At 56.6% G+C, this 15802-nt stretch carries 18 protein-coding genes; 11 read left to right on the top strand and 7 right to left on the bottom strand.

The annotated features are described in order from the left end of the window. Positions 1 to 45 precede the first annotated feature (45 nt). Positions 46 to 1317, bottom strand: coding sequence for an urea ABC transporter substrate-binding protein (gene urtA / locus QMG27_RS00520; RefSeq protein WP_281814688.1), 1272 nt, complete (start codon positions 1315 to 1317; stop codon positions 46 to 48). A 308-nt stretch (positions 1318 to 1625) separates the two neighbouring features. Between urtA and QMG27_RS00525 the strand changes: the two genes are divergently transcribed. From QMG27_RS00525 to QMG27_RS00560, 8 genes are read left to right on the top strand one after another with little or no spacing between them, the layout of a single operon-like run. Next, positions 1626 to 1928, top strand: coding sequence for an urease subunit gamma (locus tag QMG27_RS00525; protein ID WP_108283572.1), 303 nt, complete (start codon positions 1626 to 1628; stop codon positions 1926 to 1928). 22 nt (positions 1929 to 1950) lie between these two features. Further along, on the top strand, positions 1951 to 2115 hold the full coding sequence (locus tag QMG27_RS00530) for a hypothetical protein (RefSeq protein WP_281812079.1): 165 nt from the start codon (positions 1951 to 1953) through the stop codon (positions 2113 to 2115). 12 nt (positions 2116 to 2127) lie between these two features. Further along, on the top strand, positions 2128 to 2448 hold the full coding sequence (locus QMG27_RS00535) for an urease subunit beta (protein WP_281812081.1): 321 nt from the start codon (positions 2128 to 2130) through the stop codon (positions 2446 to 2448). Next, complete coding sequence (ureC, locus tag QMG27_RS00540; RefSeq protein ID WP_281812083.1) at positions 2448 to 4190, top strand: urease subunit alpha; 1743 nt, start codon at positions 2448 to 2450, stop codon at positions 4188 to 4190. The genes QMG27_RS00535 and ureC overlap by 1 nt, the downstream gene beginning before the upstream one ends. A 9-nt stretch (positions 4191 to 4199) precedes the next feature. Then, positions 4200 to 4766, top strand: coding sequence for an urease accessory protein UreE (gene ureE, locus QMG27_RS00545; protein WP_281812085.1), 567 nt, complete (start codon positions 4200 to 4202; stop codon positions 4764 to 4766). Beyond that, complete coding sequence (locus tag QMG27_RS00550; RefSeq protein WP_281812087.1) at positions 4756 to 5463, top strand: urease accessory protein UreF; 708 nt, start codon at positions 4756 to 4758, stop codon at positions 5461 to 5463. Before ureE ends, QMG27_RS00550 begins: the two co-directional genes overlap by 11 nt. Then, positions 5460 to 6116, top strand: coding sequence for an urease accessory protein UreG (gene ureG / locus QMG27_RS00555; RefSeq protein ID WP_281812089.1), 657 nt, complete (start codon positions 5460 to 5462; stop codon positions 6114 to 6116). Before QMG27_RS00550 ends, ureG begins: the two co-directional genes overlap by 4 nt. A 43-nt stretch (positions 6117 to 6159) precedes the next feature. Continuing rightward, on the top strand, positions 6160 to 6555 hold the full coding sequence (locus tag QMG27_RS00560) for an MAPEG family protein (RefSeq protein ID WP_281812091.1): 396 nt from the start codon (positions 6160 to 6162) through the stop codon (positions 6553 to 6555). A gap of 2 nt (positions 6556 to 6557) precedes the next feature. On the opposite strand, the gene QMG27_RS00565 is transcribed toward QMG27_RS00560, so the two are convergent. Further along, entirely contained in the window at positions 6558 to 7358 is an 801-nt protein-coding gene (locus tag QMG27_RS00565) for an exodeoxyribonuclease III (protein ID WP_281812093.1), read from the bottom strand. 11 nt (positions 7359 to 7369) lie between these two features. On the opposite strand from QMG27_RS00565, the gene pyrE reads away from it, so the two are divergent. Beyond that, entirely contained in the window at positions 7370 to 8065 is a 696-nt protein-coding gene (pyrE, locus tag QMG27_RS00570; protein WP_281812095.1) for an orotate phosphoribosyltransferase, read from the top strand. Between the two features lie 74 nt (positions 8066 to 8139). Further along, positions 8140 to 9480: a hypothetical protein gene (locus QMG27_RS00575; RefSeq protein ID WP_281812097.1), complete on the top strand. Its 1341-nt coding sequence runs from the start codon at positions 8140 to 8142 to the stop codon at positions 9478 to 9480. Here QMG27_RS00575 and QMG27_RS00580 read toward each other — a convergent pair. The 5 genes from QMG27_RS00580 to gatC form a co-directional block, all read right to left on the bottom strand. Next, positions 9477 to 10706 carry a serpin family protein gene (locus QMG27_RS00580; protein WP_281812099.1) on the bottom strand — a complete coding sequence of 410 codons (1230 nt, stop codon included), beginning with the start codon at positions 10704 to 10706 and terminating at the stop codon, positions 9477 to 9479. The genes QMG27_RS00575 and QMG27_RS00580 overlap by 4 nt on opposite strands. A 76-nt stretch (positions 10707 to 10782) precedes the next feature. Further along, positions 10783 to 11358 carry a YitT family protein gene (locus tag QMG27_RS00585; protein ID WP_281812101.1) on the bottom strand — a complete coding sequence of 192 codons (576 nt, stop codon included), beginning with the start codon at positions 11356 to 11358 and terminating at the stop codon, positions 10783 to 10785. A gap of 48 nt (positions 11359 to 11406) precedes the next feature. Further along, positions 11407 to 12861: an Asp-tRNA(Asn)/Glu-tRNA(Gln) amidotransferase subunit GatB gene (gene gatB / locus QMG27_RS00590; RefSeq protein ID WP_281812102.1), complete on the bottom strand. Its 1455-nt coding sequence runs from the start codon at positions 12859 to 12861 to the stop codon at positions 11407 to 11409. A gap of 1 nt (position 12862) precedes the next feature. Next, positions 12863 to 14347, bottom strand: coding sequence for an Asp-tRNA(Asn)/Glu-tRNA(Gln) amidotransferase subunit GatA (gatA, locus tag QMG27_RS00595; RefSeq protein ID WP_281812103.1), 1485 nt, complete (start codon positions 14345 to 14347; stop codon positions 12863 to 12865). Positions 14348 to 14357: 10 nt separating this feature from the next. Continuing rightward, positions 14358 to 14666 carry an Asp-tRNA(Asn)/Glu-tRNA(Gln) amidotransferase subunit GatC gene (gene gatC / locus QMG27_RS00600; protein ID WP_281812104.1) on the bottom strand — a complete coding sequence of 103 codons (309 nt, stop codon included), beginning with the start codon at positions 14664 to 14666 and terminating at the stop codon, positions 14358 to 14360. A gap of 91 nt (positions 14667 to 14757) precedes the next feature. Here gatC and QMG27_RS00605 point away from each other — a divergent pair, with 91 nt between their 5' ends. Beyond that, entirely contained in the window at positions 14758 to 15801 is a 1044-nt protein-coding gene (locus QMG27_RS00605) for a rod shape-determining protein (RefSeq protein WP_108283556.1), read from the top strand. The last annotated feature ends 1 nt before the right edge of the window (position 15802 follow it).

Consider the following 15802-nt stretch of genomic DNA (forward strand, 5'->3'; position numbering starts at 1 on the left):
GGGGAGGGCAGTGCCCTCCCCCAAGTCAATCCCTCGGAGAAAGGTTTACTTCTTCACAGGCTCATCGGGCTTAGAAGCATTGCCTTCGATGAAGGGGCTCCATGGCTTGGCTTTCACAGGGCCTGGTGTTTTCCAAACCACGTTGAACTGACCGTCCGCCTTGATCTCGCCAATGAACACCGACTTGTGCAAGTGGTGGTTCTTCTCATCCATCTTGCTCACAATGCCGCTGGGTGCTTTGAAGGTTTGACCTGCCATGGCAGCGATGACTTTGTCGGTCTCGGTGGACTTGGCTTTCTCAACCGCTTGCTTCCACATGTTGATGCCGATGTAAGTGGCTTCCATGGGGTCGTTGGTCAAAGGCTTGTCTTTGTGACCGGCGATGTTCTTGGCCTTGGCATAAGCCGCCCACTTCTTGATGAACTCATCGTTGGCAGGGTTCTTGATGGACATGAAGTAGTTCCATGCGGCCAAGTGACCCACCAAGGGCTTGGTGTCCACGCCGCGCAACTCTTCTTCACCGACAGAGAACGCAACAACGGGGACGTCTTTGGCTTTCAAGCCAGCATTGCCCAGTTCTTTGTAGAAGGGCACGTTGGAGTCGCCGTTGATGGTGGAGACCACGGCTGTCTTGCCGCCAGCAGAAAATTTCTTGATGTCCGCCACGATGGTTTGGTAGTCGCTGTGACCAAACGGTGTGTACTTCTCGTCGATGTCCGACTCTTTCACGCCTTTGCTCTTGAGGTAAGCACGCAAAATTTTGTTGGTGGTGCGTGGGTACACATAGTCGGTGCCCAACAAGACCCAACGCTTGGCAGCGCCGCCGTCTTTGCTCATCAAATAGTCCACCGCAGGAATGGCTTGTTGGTTAGGTGCAGCGCCGGTGTAGAACACGTTTTTGCTGAGCTCTTCACCTTCGTATTGCACGGGGTAAAAGAGCAAGCCGTTCATTTCTTCTACGACGGGCAACACCGATTTACGAGACACCGAAGTCCAGCAACCAAAGATCACAGACACCTTGTCTTGGCCGATGAGCTGTTTGGTTTTCTCAGCGAACAAGGGCCAGTTGGAAGCGGGGTCGACCACCACGGGCTCAAGCTTCTTGCCCAGCACGCCGCCCTTGGCGTTGATTTCGTCGATGGCCATGAGCACGGTGTCTTTCAACACAGTCTCAGAAATGGCCATGGTGCCAGACAAGCTGTGCAGCACGCCCACTTTGATGGTGTCTGCGGCCAACGCTTGTGGCGCTAAGACCAATGAGCCGACAGACAGCGCAGCTGCGGCGGCCAATGCTTTCAAATTTCCTCGACGATTCATCATGGGGGTTCACTCCAAAAAATTAAGGGTTGTTCGGCGCTCGCTGTAGCGGTGCGCTTCGCGAGACCTATCGCAAACCCTGTGCCAATTTGTGTATCCCCTAGACCAACGATGACTGCCTATATATAGGCAAAGTAAGCGTGATTGAGTGGCACCATTTGAGGTCAAAAAAATAAAAATGCACCAGCCTGATGCGTGTCGATTCGCAAAGTTGTGCGCACCAAGACGGGGTGGCGCACCAAAGCCAATGATTCAGGGGCTTAGGGCGATGTTGAAGAGGGCACGCATGTTGCATACTTCAAATCACTATGGAACTCACACCCCGCGAAAAAGACAAGCTGTTGATCTTTACTGCTGCTTTGTTGGCCGAGCGCCGCCAAGCTCGTGGTCTGAAGCTCAACTACCCCGAGGCTGTTGCCCTCATTAGCGCTGCCGTGATGGAAGGTGCGCGCGACGGCAAGACCGTGGCGCAATTGATGAGCGATGGCCGCAATGTGCTCACCCGTGCCGACGTGATGGATGGCGTGGCCGAGATGATTCCCGACATCCAAGTCGAGGCTACGTTTCCAGACGGCACCAAGCTCGTGACCGTGCATCAGCCCATTGTTTGATTTCACTTTTCGGACGTACACCATGCAACGTTTAATTTCTCTTATTTCGCTCATGCCCGCTTGGGCCATGGCCCACGAAGGCCACGGCATCGAGGGTGCTTCGCACTACCACGCTACCGATGTGTGGGGCTTTGTGATCGCGTTGGCGGTCGGCGCCGCCATGTGGTGGATGGGTCGCAACAAGTAAGGCGAGGCACGCATGACACCCGGCGAACTCTTGATTGACGAGGGCGAACACACCCTCAACCCCGGCCGACGCACGCACACGTTGGTGGTGCAAAACGCCAGTGACCGCCCGATCCAAGTGGGCTCGCACTACCACTTTGCAGAAACCAATGCAGGCTTGCGCTTTGATCGTGTGGCTGCACACGGCATGCGTTTGAACATTGCCTCTGGCACTGCGGTTCGCTTTGAACCCGGCCAACAACGCACGGTCGAGTTGGTCGACTTGAGCGGCGATCGTCAGGTGTTTGGCTTTCGCGGTTTGGTGAACGGTCCTGTGGACAAAGGAAGCAAGTGATGGCAACCATCGGCAAACGCGCTTACGCAGAGATGTTTGGCCCCACCGTGGGCGACCGCCTGCGCTTGGCAGATACCAACTTGGTGGTGGAAGTCGAACAAGATTTCACACTCAAAGCGGGCGGCTACGGTGAAGAGGTGAAGTTCGGCGGCGGCAAAACCATCCGCGATGGCATGGCGCAATCGCAGCGCACACGTGACGGCGCAGGCACAGGGCCACAAGCGGGCGGCGCGGTGGACACCGTGATGACCAATGCCCTCATCATTGACCACTGGGGCATTGTCAAAGCCGACATTGGCTTGAAGGGCGGTCGCATCGTGGCCATTGGCAAAGCGGGCAACCCCGATACACAACCGGGCGTGGACATCGTCATTGGCCCAGGCACCGAGGTGATCAGCTGCGAAGGCAACATCGTCACTGCGGGGGGTGTGGACACGCACATCCATTTCATCGCACCGCAGCAAATTGAAGAAGCGTTGACGAGCGGTGTGACCACTATGCTTGGTGGCGGCACAGGCCCAGCTACTGGCACCTTTGCCACCACTTGCACACCTGGCGCTTGGAATATCGAACGCATGTTGCAAGCGGCGGATGCATTTCCGATGAACCTCGGCTTCTTGGGCAAAGGCAATGCCGCTCTGCCCGATTCGCTGCACGAGCAGATCAACGCAGGCGCGATTGGCCTAAAGCTGCACGAAGACTGGGGGACCACGCCCGCCGCGATTGACAACTGCTTGAGCGTGGCCGAGGCCACCGACACGCAGGTGGCCATCCACACCGACACGCTCAACGAATCGGGTTTTGTGGAAGACACGGTGGCCGCCTTCAAAGGTCGCACCATCCACACCTTTCACACCGAAGGTGCAGGCGGTGGCCATGCGCCCGATATTTTGAAAGTGGTGGGCGAGGCCAATGTGTTGCCCAGCTCGACAAACCCGACGCGTCCGTACACCGTGAACACGCTCGACGAGCATGTGGACATGCTCATGGTGTGTCACCACCTCGACCCCGCCATTGCCGAAGACTTGGCCTTTGCCGAAAGCCGCATTCGCCGCGAGACGATTGCCGCCGAAGACATCTTGCATGACCTCGGTGCCATCAGCATGATGAGCAGCGACAGCCAAGCCATGGGCCGTGTGGGTGAGGTGATCATTCGCACATGGCAAACCGCGCACAAGATGAAAGCGCAACGCGGTGCGCTACCAGGCGACACGGATCGTCATGACAACGCGCGTGTCAAACGCTACATCGCCAAGTACACCATCAATCCATCGATTGCCCACGGCATCAGCCACGAAGTCGGCAGTGTAGAAGTGGGCAAGTGGGCCGACTTGGTGGTGTGGAAGCCCGCATTCTTTGGCATCAAGCCCAGCATCATTTTGAAAGGTGGCTTCATCGCCATGGCGGCGATGGGCGACCCCAACGCGTCCATTCCTACACCGCAGCCCGTGCACTACCGCCCCATGTTTGGAGCGTATGGCGGCGCGTTGCACCGTGGTTCGCTCACGTTTGTGTCGCAAGCGGGCATGGCAGCGGGCATCGGACAGAAGTTTGGTTTGAATAAAACCTTGAGTGCCGTGAAGAACATCAGAAGCGTGGGCAAACGTGACATGATTCACAACGACTATGCGCCACGCATGGAAGTGGATGCCCAAACCTATGCGGTGCGGGCGGATGGCAATCTGCTCACCTGCGAACCTGCGCTGAGCTTGCCCATGACACAACGTTACTTCTTGTTCTAAATTTTTCTGATGCTCATTTGTTCTAAATTGATTTCTGGCGGCCAAGGTTTGGCGACTGCTTTGCTCAAGCGTGCGCCCACGGTGGAGCTCGATTGGGACGTACGCCAAAAAAGCCGCTTTGATGCGACTGACAGCACAGGCCGCAGCTTGGGTGTGTTTTTGACGCGCGGCACTTTGGTGCGCGGCGGCGATGTGTTGGTGGCTGAAGACGGCTCGCTCATCCGTGTGGTGGCGGCACCGCAAGAGGTGTTGCGCATCACTGCCTGTGCGCAGCACGGCACCGCGTTTGACTTGACGCGTGCGGCTTACCACCTCGGCAACCGCCATGTGCCCATCGAGTTGCAACCCGATCACTTGAAGATTGAACCAGACCATGTGTTGGCCGATATGCTGCGCGCCATGCACATGACGGTGGTGACGGTGCATGAAGCGTTTGAGCCTGAAGGTGGTGCGTACAGCAGCCATGGGCACTCACATGGGCATAGTCACGGCGAACACAGCCATAGCCATAGCCATGATCACACAGATCGCTCTCACGGCCACGTGCACGGACCCAACTGCAAGCATGACCACTGACGCTGCCACTGCAGCGCCGTCTTCCACACCGGCGCTGATCCAACTCATCTGGCTCGCATCGCCTGCGTTGCCCATTGGTGGCTTTTCGTACTCCGAAGGTCTAGAAGCTGCGATTGACCAAGGGATGGTGCATGACGAACACAGCGCAGCTGAATGGTTGATCGACCAGCTCCATCTCACACAATCCCGCGGCGACATGGCCGTGCTCGGGCAGATGATCGCGGCCTGGCAAGCGCAAGATCAGGCACGCTTAGAAACTTTGAGCCAATGGGTACATGCCACCCGTGAAAGTGCGGAACTGCGTTTGCAAAGCGAGCAAATGGGGCGCTCCATGTTGGAGTGGTTGCGCAATCAAGATGCATTGGATGCCGACACCTTGGCGATGTGCAACCGTTGGGTGCCCACGTATCCGCTGATGTTTGCTTTGGCGTTGTCGCGCACAGGCGCACCGATTGAACACTGCTTGCAGGCTTACGCCTTTGGCTGGTCCGAGAACATGGTGCAAGCCGCCATCAAAGCCGTGCCACTGGGTCAAAACTCAGGCCAGCGCATCTTGACCCAATTGGCCCAACACATCGCGTCTGCTGTCAGACATGCGCTGCGAGTGACGGACGACACACGGCAAGCCTTTTCTCCCATGCTGGCCATTCTCTCGGCCCAACACGAAACCCAATACTCACGACTGTTCAGATCATGAAGCACTTACACAACATCGCACATCGCACCAAAAAATTGCCACCTCTGCGCGTGGGCATTGGCGGGCCTGTTGGCTCTGGCAAAACCACCTTGCTCGAAATGTTGTGCAAGGCCATGCGCGACACCTACGACCTCGTGGCCATCACCAACGACATCTACACCAAAGAAGACCAACGATTGCTCACCATCAGCGGTGCGTTGCCCGCCGAGCGCATCATGGGCGTGGAAACCGGTGGCTGTCCGCACACCGCGATTCGTGAAGATGCATCGATCAACCTCGAAGCCATCGACCGCATGTTGGTGGACTTTCCCGATGCCGATGTGGTGTTCATTGAGAGCGGTGGCGACAACTTGGCGGCCACCTTCAGCCCCGAGTTGAGCGACTTGACGATCTATGTGATTGATGTGGCAGCGGGCGAAAAAATCCCACGCAAAGGTGGCCCTGGCATCACCAAGAGCGATTTGTTTGTGATCAACAAAACCGACTTAGCACCTCATGTGGGTGCCAATTTGGACGTGATGAAAGCCGACACCATTCGCATGCGCACCACAGCCAATGGCCTCAAGCCGTTTGTGATGACCAACTTGCGCACCCTCGATGGTTTGCAAGACGTGGTCAAGTTCATTGAGACCAAAGGGATGTTGGTGGGCTAGGAATATCATCACGACCTATTCCATAGGAGGTGCGATGCTAGTCATGACCGCTGTTTTCGCCAGTATCTTGGCGTTGATGTTCATCAAACTCTCGTTCAATGTCATTCGGTTTCGTCGCAAGAACAAGGTGTCTTTGGGTGCCGGAGGCGTTGACGAACTAGAAAGGGCGATGCGCGCGCATGGCAACTTTGCAGAGTATGTGCCCTTGGGTCTGTTTCTGATGGGAGCTTTGGAGCTCAATGGGGCGCCGTTAACACTGGTGGCTCTTTTGGGGGGCTTGTTGGTGCTAGGACGCTACTTCCATGCCAAAGGCATCAATGAACCACCCCCTGAATTCACCAACCGCGTTCGAGGCATGAAGCTGACGTTCGCTGCACTCGGTTTGTCGGCCTCGGCCAATCTCGCTTGGGTTGGCTATTTGGTTGTGACATCGATCTAACGTCACGATGCATTGAGCAGGCCATCGTATGCAATGGTGATGGGCGCGTGGTCTGAAAACTTCTCACCTTTGTAAATCGACTCGGTGCGCGCCTTGGCCGCCACTCCAGGCGTGGCCAAGTGGTAGTCCAAACGCCAACCCACGTTGTTGGCGTAGGCTTGGCCTCGGTTGCTCCACCAGGTGTAGCAAGCGTCGGTGGTGTCTGGCTCTAACTGGCGGTACACATCTACTACGCCGCCCTCGCTCGTGAGTTTGGTCATCCACGCGCGTTCTTCGGGCAAGAAGCCGCTGTTTTTCAAATTGCCTTTCCAGTTTTTCAGGTCCGCTTCTTTGTGCGCGATGTTGATGTCGCCGCACAGCACAAACTCGCGCTCAGCCTTGAGCGTTTGCAGATGCGGGTAGATGGCATCTAAAAACCGGTACTTCGCTTCTTGGCGTTCGGGGCCCGATGAGCCGCTGGGAAAGTAGCTGCTGATGATGGAGAGCTTGCGTTGTGGCGTGTCAAAGCGCAACTCCACATAGCGGCCTTCGGCATCGAACTCGCCACCATCAAAACCGATGATCACATCGCTCGGCTCATGGCGGGTGTAGATGCCCACGCCCGAGTAGCCTTTTTTCTCGGCGTATTGAAAGTGGCCTTTTAGGCCCGCCAAGGTATCAAACGTCCCTTCGATGTCTGCGGCCTGGGCTTTGATTTCTTGGACGCAAATACAATCAGGGCTCGATTTGTCGATCCACGCCTCCACGCCCTTACGGGCTGCAGATCGGATGCCATTGAGGTTGAGGCTGGTGAGTTTGAACAAGGATTTTCCCCATGAGTAACAGTGCCGCGACCAACGACGTGTTGGCCCAAGAATTTGTGCAATTTTCGCTGGATTGCGGCGTGTTGAAATTTGGCGAGTTCAAAACCAAGGCGGGCCGCATGAGCCCTTACTTTTTCAACGCCGGTTTGTTTGACGACGGCGCCAAGCTGGGCAAGCTCGCTGGTTTTTACGCGCAGTGCATTGTCAACAGCGGCATCGAATTCGACATGATTTTTGGTCCTGCCTATAAAGGTATTCCTCTGGGTGCGGCGGTGTCCATCGAGCTGGCACGTTTGGGCAAAAACGTGCCCTTTGCCTACAACCGCAAAGAAGCCAAAGACCACGGCGAAGGTGGCAGCTTGGTGGGTGCGCCCCTCAAAGGCCGCGTGCTGATCGTGGACGATGTGATGAGCGCAGGCACGGCTGCACGCGAGTCCATCGCGCTCATCAAAGCCGCCGGTGCCACGCCGCATGCCGTGGCGATTGCGCTGGACCGCCAAGAAATGGCCACTGAAAAACAGGCCGATGGCACCACCCAAGATGTGCCCTACAGCGCCGTGCAATACGTGCGCGAGCAACTGGGCATGAGTGTGTGCACCATCGCCAAGTTGGAAGACTTGTTGGCTTACTTGGGCAAGCAGCCGGGTAATGCGATGGGCGAGCACTTGGCGCGCACGCAGGCGTATCGCGAGCGTTACGGCGTGTGATCTGAAGCGCCACATGCGCTTTTGCGTGAGCGTCTATTTTTTAATAGACGCTTTGAATCGCAATGGAGGCCACGATGTGGGTTGCTGTATTTCAACAGGGTGTACGCATCGCCCTTGCGTTGTCCCTACCGCTGTGGTTGACCGGTTGTGTCGCCACCACCGAGCCTTTGATCACCAGCCAAGAGCCCGTGGTTCAACACACAGTCAAAGTGCAGGTGTATCGCGCGGCTGATGATGCAATCAGTCATTACGATGACGCACAAATTCAGCAAACACTGGGCGAAGTTGAGCAAACGTTGCGAACACGCGGCATGGCTGTGTCGTTTGAGATTCAACCGAGCATTGAGATCGATGAGTCTTTTGAAGATTTGTACTCTCAGGACATCTTGCATTTGAGTGGTCGGTTTCGCGTTGACCCTGACAAGAAACTGCGCATCATCATCACGAACAAAATTTGGAGTTGTGGCAACAACTCTTATGAGACAACAGTGATTTTGGGTTGCACGCCAGTGGGTAGCCCCGTGGTTGTGGTGCAGGGAATGGTGGACGGATCCTCAAGCAACTACGGCACCACGGATGTGATTTTGTGGTTGCATGAAATGGGTCATTCCGTGCAGCTGGGCCATGCCGACAGCTGGAAGCGGGTGATGACGCCAGCGCCTCAACCCGATTCCACGCAGTTAGAGCGCTATGAAGTTCGCCAGTACGGTAGCCTGGGTGAGCAGCTGCGTGCACAGGTTGTCCATGCGGCGGTGGCCGCCCCTAAGCCCATGTCTGCTGACGTACCGCCTGCAGAGGTGAATGTTGTGGCACATGTGCGTCAGGCAGGCTTGCACGGACTCGACCTCACGCCATTGAAAAGCATGACCGATGCGCAGCTCTTACCGTTGACATCATTGCTCAACACCTCTGAGTCGTTGAGTGCGCAAGCCAATGCATTGGCTGCATTGGGTCAACTCGGCGGTGATCTTTCGCTAAATGCAGTGGTGGCGTATTTAACGCAAGGGCCACCTCAGACACAGCGAGAGGTCAAAGAGGCAGGTCTTATTGCTTTGGCAAAAAATGAAAACCCCGAGGTCTTAGCGCGCGCTACACGTTTTGTGATCCAGGCAACGAGTCCAGCTTTCTGGTGTTCTGTAGCTGTCCTAGGGGGTGACCAAAAAGCTTGCGCACGTTTGGCCCGTTTGGCCATCGGCGCTTTGGCGCAAAGTCAGCAGCCGCAAGCGCGGGCTTATCTCAAAACACTGGCCGAATCCTCCATCGGGCATCGCCCACAAGCGATGCCAAGTCAGCCAACGGGTAACTTGGGTGTGAAGCCTGTTGAACCGATTCGCGAACCTGTAGATGTTCAGTGGTCGTTGGAATCACGCCGCGTGGCGCAAAAGTTTTTGCGTAAAACGGCGTTGCACCCTTAGCGATCGGCCAAGCGTGGATCATGCACCACGCCTGCAAACAAGACACCCCGTTGTGTGCTGTCAACGACAGCCCATGCAAATGGACGATCTGCTCGTACTTCTAACGGTGGTTTGATGGGGGCGGCGGCCCGCATGGTCATGACCGCCGCTGTTGCTGCCGCTGCTTCTGTACCTTGTTCCGAGACTTCCACGTATGCCTCATGCTGCATGGCGCTGATGTAGAGGTCTTGTTCTGCACTGATTCCAGAAAAATCTGCACGCCCTTGTGTGAAGGCGAGGCGCATACCCAGCTGCTGCAAAGAGGCTGTCAGAGATTGGGATTGACGTGCTTTCCATCGGGGCATAGAAAGCAGCACAGCTTGAGGGCTGAGTTTTGACGCCCAATTTTTTTGCAGCAATGTCAAAGCATCTGCCAAGCCGCGTCCAGAGGAAGGCACGAACAGCACCATGCGCAAATCATCGTGTGAGTAAGGCAGTTCTACAACTTTGATCTGTGTGCTGCCTTGCTTGATTTCACCCGCTAACCAATCGCCCGCTTGATGCATCATTGACACAGCCACTTGATGACCAGACGTCAGTGTGAATGGTGCATCGTGGGTCCGTCTTGGGTCAAATGCGTGCGCCCAGGGCGCTTTCAAATACATGGCTTGGGTCAGCACCAAGCGGGTCATCGATGTGATGCTGTCGGTGCCCAGCAACTCAGGAACTAGGCCTTGGGTTTGTTGACTGATCCAATCGTTGATGCGCTCCCTAGAAGCCTTGGGTTGATGGACGAAATCGACCAAGCCTGGGTTGGCCTGATGGTTGAGACGTAGGCGTTGCAAATAAGACGGCAAAACTTCACGGGTTTTGTTGAGCCAAACGCGGTTGCCAGTGTGTAACTTGACAGGGCTTTTGTTGATTCGATGCTGAAGCTGTTGAATCACTTGCTGGTTTTGGGTAAATGCCAAAGGGTCGTTTGGCATTTGCAGTGCTTGAGTGATTTCTTTGGCCGTCTCGCCTTGTGCACCTGCATGGACCATGGCCAACGCGGACCAGATGCTCAAAGGTGAGATCACGCCGTTGGCCTGAGGTGACAGCAAAGTGGCGGCCATTTTTTGGGTGCTAGACGCCCAAACGTCCGTTGCTACTGCGGGGGCTTCGGCACCGGCTGTGTTTGCCAAGGCGTAGGTGCCAAAGCTGGCCGCAATCTGCTGAAGAAATTCGCGTTTGTTCAAATGCATCATGTAAAAATTAAGAAAATAGTTACATCTAACGCGCCATTTCCCGTGTGAGAGGACAGCTGATGAATTATTTTTTTAATTAGGCGCCGTAATAACGGTCAGCGCGGTGATTTACGGCAATCACCAAATTCAAAGCAAAGGCACCGAGCAGTGACAGCAGTGCTTTGTGTGCATCGGTTAGCGCAAAGACGGTGAGCAAGATGCAGGCGTCAATGGCCATTTGCACATGGCCTGCACGCCAGCCGCGAGTCTTTTGCAAATACACCGCCATGATGGTGACGCCGCCTAAGCTGGCGCCGTGGCGAATCAAAATCAAAATGCCAGTCCCGACCAGCAGGCCAGCCATGACGGCGGCGAAGGTGGGTTCTAAATGCGAAAACCCAATCCATTGAGGCAGCAGCTCGACGTAGATGGAGAGTAGGCCAACAGCTGCAAATGTTTTGAAAGTGAACGCATGGCCGAGTCGCTGCCAGCCAAACACGTAAAACGGCAGATTGATGGTGAACAACACCGCGCCCAATGGCAGCTCTGCTAAGTAATGCAGCAAGAACGCCACACCTGTGGTGCCGCCGGTGAACAGGGAAGCTTCACGAAACAAGCACACCCCCAACGCGACAAACAAGCAGCCCGTGAGCAAACCTTGCAGATCTTCCAACGCACTGTGCGGCGCTGGGGTGGGTGGTGTGGCTTCTGAGGAAATGGCTTATCCCAGTTTCTTCATCAGCAGTGCGTTGACTTGGGCGGGGTTGGCTTTGCCCTTGCTGGCCTTCATGATGGGGCCGACCAAGCCGTTCAAGGCTTTGGCGTTGCCCGCTTTGAACTCTTCGACGTTCTTGGGGTTGGCGGCCAACACCTCGTCGATGATTTTTTCCAACTCACCGGTATCGTTCATCTGCTTCAAGCCTTTGGCTTCGATGATGGCGTCGACTTCGCCCTCGCCGTTCCACAACGCCTCAAACACTTGCTTGGCCGAGTTGTTGTTGATCGTGCCGTCTTGGATGCGCGCAATCATCGCGCCCAGTTGTGCAGCGCTGACGGGGATGTTGTCAAACGTCACTTCGCCACTGTTCAAACGGCGTGAGACTTCGCCCATGATCCAGTTGCTGGCCAGTTTGGGTTGACCGCAGGCTTTGGCCGCCGCTTCAAAGTAGGCCGCGGTGGCTTTGCTTTGTGTGAGTAAGGTCGCGTCGTATTCAGGCAGCGCGTAGTCTTTGACGAAGCGCTCAGCCATCACGCGCGGCAGCTCGGCCATGTCGCCCTTCACACGCTCCACCCAATCGCGGCCAATGACCAGCGGGGGCAGGTCAGGGTCGGGGAAGTAGCGATAGTCGGCGGCGTCTTCTTTGGTGCGCATGGCGCGGGTCTCGCCTGTGTCGGGGTCAAACAGCACGGTGGCTTGTTCGATGGCGTGGCCGTCTTCGATTTGTTCGATTTGCCAGCGCACTTCAAAGTCGATGGCTTGTTGCATGAACTTGAAGCTGTTCAAGTTTTTGATTTCGCGGCGCGTGCCCAAGGGCTCGCCTGGCTTGCGCACCGACACGTTGGCGTCGCAGCGGAAAGAGCCCTCTTGCATATTGCCGTCGCAAATGCCAATCCACGTCACGATTTTGTGCAACTCTTTGGCGTAGGCCACGGCTTCTTCGCTGGAGCGAATGTCGGGCTCGGTCACGATTTCCAAGAGCGGGGTGCCAGCGCGGTTCAAATCGATGCCGGATTGACCAATGAAGTCTTCGTGCAACGATTTGCCCGCGTCTTCTTCGAGGTGGGCGCGCACCAAGCGCACGGTTTTGTGCACGGTCTCTTTGCCTTCTTCTAAGAAGAACGACACCTCGCCGCCTTGCACCACCGGAATTTCAAATTGGCTGATTTGATAGCCCTTGGGCAGGTCGGGGTAGAAGTAGTTTTTACGGGCAAAGATGCTGCGCTCGGCGATGTGCGAGTTGACGGCCAAGCCGAACTCAATGGCGCGTTCAACAGCGCCCACGTTCATCACGGGCAGCGTGCCGGGCAGGGCCATGTCCACGGCGCAAGCTTGGGTGTTGGCTTCGGCGCCAAACGCAGTCGGCGCGCGGCTGAAAATTTTGCTTTGTGTGGAAAGCTGGGCGTGGGTTTCAAAGCCGATGACGACTTCGTAGCCTTGAACTAATTTAGCGGTCATTTCAAATGCCCTCCGGTTTTTGGAGGTGGAAATCGGTGTTCAGTTGGAACTGGTGTGCCACGTTGAGCAGCTTGGCTTCTTGCAAGTAGTTGCCAATGAGCTGCATGCCCACAGGCATTCCGCCTTCGCCAAAACCCACAGGCAGGCTCATGCCTGGCAGGCCCGCGAGCGACGCGGGCAGGGTGAAGATGTCGGCCAAGTAGTCGGCCAGCGGGTCGGCCGCGTTGTTGCCCAGCTTCCACGCCACGGTGGGGGCGACGGGGCCAGCGATCACATCGCACTCGGCAAAGGCGCGTTGGAAGTCGTCCGCAATCATGCGGCGAATTTTTTGCGCTTGCAGGTAGTACGCGTCGTAGTAGCCGTGGCTCAGCACATATGCGCCGGTCATGATGCGACGCTTGACCTCTTCGCCAAAGCCTTCAGCGCGAGTCTTTTTGTACATGTCCACGAGGTCGGTGTAGTCTTTGGCGCGGTGGCCAAACTTCACACCATCAAAGCGGCTCAGGTTCGAGCTGGCTTCGGCGGGCGCGATGATGTAGTACACGGGAATGGCCAACTCGGTGCGCGGCAGCGTGATGGGCACGAGCTTGGCGCCTTGGGCTTCGAGTGTTTTGAGTGCAGCGTCAATCGCGGTGCGCACATCGGCAGACAAACCGTCGCCAAAAAACTCTTTGGGAATGCCAATGCGCAAACCAGCCAAGCTGTCGTTCAACTTGGCGGAGAAGTTTTCAGCGGGGACGTCGAGCGAGGTGGAATCGCGGTCCAAGTCGGGGCCGCACATGGCCGAGAGCAGCAAGGCGCAGTCTTCGGCGCTGCGGGCCATGGGGCCGGCTTGGTCGAGGCTGGAGGCGTAGGCAATCATGCCGTAGCGACTGGCGCGGCCATAGGTGGGCTTGATGCCGGTGATGCCGCAAAAGCTGGCGGGTTGACGAATCGAGCCGCCGGTATCGGTGCCGGTGGCAGCGGGGGCCAAACGAGCGGCCACGGCGGCTGCGCTGCCGCCCGATGAGCCGCCAGGTACATGCGAAGTGTTCCAAGGGTTTTTGACCGCGCCGTAGGCCGAGTTTTCGTTGCTCGAGCCCATGGCGAATTCGTCGCAATTGACCTTGCCCAAAGTCACCATGCCTGCGCCGCCTTGGCCGTTCACGCCTGTGCCGAGTTTGGCCACCACGGTGGCGTCAAACGGCGAGCGATAGCTCTGCAAAATTTTGGAGCCCGCGGTGGTGGGGAAGTCTTGGGTGACAAACACGTCTTTGTGCGCCAGTGGCACGCCTTCGAGCAGGCCCGCTGTGCCAGCGGCAATGCGGGCGTCAGCGGCTTTGGCTTGGGTCAGTGTGGCTTCTTCGTTCAAGGCCAAAAACGAGCCGGTGGTGTCGGCCTTGGCGCGGGCCAAGAAGTGTTGGGCCACTTCGGTGGCGCTGACTTGTTTGTGCGCCAGTGCGGCGGCGAGTTGGGTGACGCTTTGGTCATGCAATGCTTGGGTCATGTGCGTGGCCTCACTCAATCACTTTGGGAACCAAGAACAAGCCACGCTCCACGGCGGGGGCGCTTTGTTGGTTGGCGTCACGGTTGTTGGGTTCGCTGGCCACGTCCGGGCGCAGGCGCAGGGCCATTTCGGGGTGGTCGCGCATGGCGTCCACGGGGTGTGCCATGGGCACGATGCCATCGGTATTCACAGCGCGGATTTGCTCGACGATGTCAAAAAAACCGTTGATTTTGCTGAGCATGCGGGCTTGTTCGTCCGGTTGAAGCTCTAGGCGCGCCAAATTGGCAATGCGCTGAATGTCTTGGTCGTTGAGGGACATACTTTAGTAAGGGAAAAACCCAAGGTTTATGGGCGATGCGGTATTATCTCGCCTTTGTGTCCGCGCCCGCGGGCAAGCTTAGAGGACAGACATGTTTGGATCTTTCCGTCGATATTTCTCGACCGATTTGGCGATTGACTTGGGTACCGCCAACACCCTGATTTACGTGCGCGACAAAGGCATCGTGTTGGACGAGCCTTCTGTGGTGTCCATTCGCCACGAAGGCGGACCCCAAGGCAAGAAGACCATTCAAGCCGTTGGCCATGAAGCCAAGGCTATGTTGGGCAAAGTGCCCGGCAACATCGAAGCCATTCGTCCCATGAAAGACGGCGTGATCGCCGACTTCACCGTGACTGAGCAAATGCTCAAGCAGTTCATCAAGATGGTGCACCCCCGCTCGGTGTTGAAGCCCAGCCCTCGCATCATCATTTGCGTGCCTTGCGGCTCAACCCAAGTGGAGCGTCGTGCGATTCGCGAATCTGCTTTGGGCGCTGGCGCCTCAGAGGTGTACCTCATTGAAGAGCCCATGGCCGCAGCCATCGGTGCAGGTTTGCCTGTGTCGGAAGCGTCTGGTTCGATGGTGGTTGACATCGGTGGCGGTACCACCGAAGTCGGCGTGATCTCTTTGGGTGGCATGGTCTACAAAGGTAGCGTGCGCGTGGGTGGCGATAAGTTTGACGAAGCCATCATCAACTACATCCGTCGCAACTACGGCATGTTGATTGGCGAGCCAACCGCTGAAGCCATCAAGAAAGAAATCGGTTCTGCATTCCCTGGCTCTGAAGTCAAGGAAATGGAAGTCAAGGGTCGCAATCTCTCTGAGGGCGTGCCACGTTCTTTCACCATCTCTTCCAACGAAATCTTGGAAGCGTTGACAGACCCTCTGAACAACATCGTGTCTGCTGTCAAAAACGCATTGGAGCAAACACCTCCCGAATTGGGCGCAGACATTGCCGAACGCGGCATGATGCTCACCGGCGGTGGCGCGTTGTTGCGTGACTTGGACCGCTTGTTGGCCGAAGAAACTGGCTTGCCAGTGTTGGTGGCCGAAGACCCACTGACCTGCGTGGTGCGTGGTTGCGGCTTGGCCCTCGAGCGCATGGAGCGTTTGGGCTCCATCTTCACAAGCGAATAAT

This window comes from Limnohabitans sp. MORI2, from assembly GCF_027925025.1.
Taxonomy (GTDB): domain Bacteria; phylum Pseudomonadota; class Gammaproteobacteria; order Burkholderiales; family Burkholderiaceae_C; genus Limnohabitans.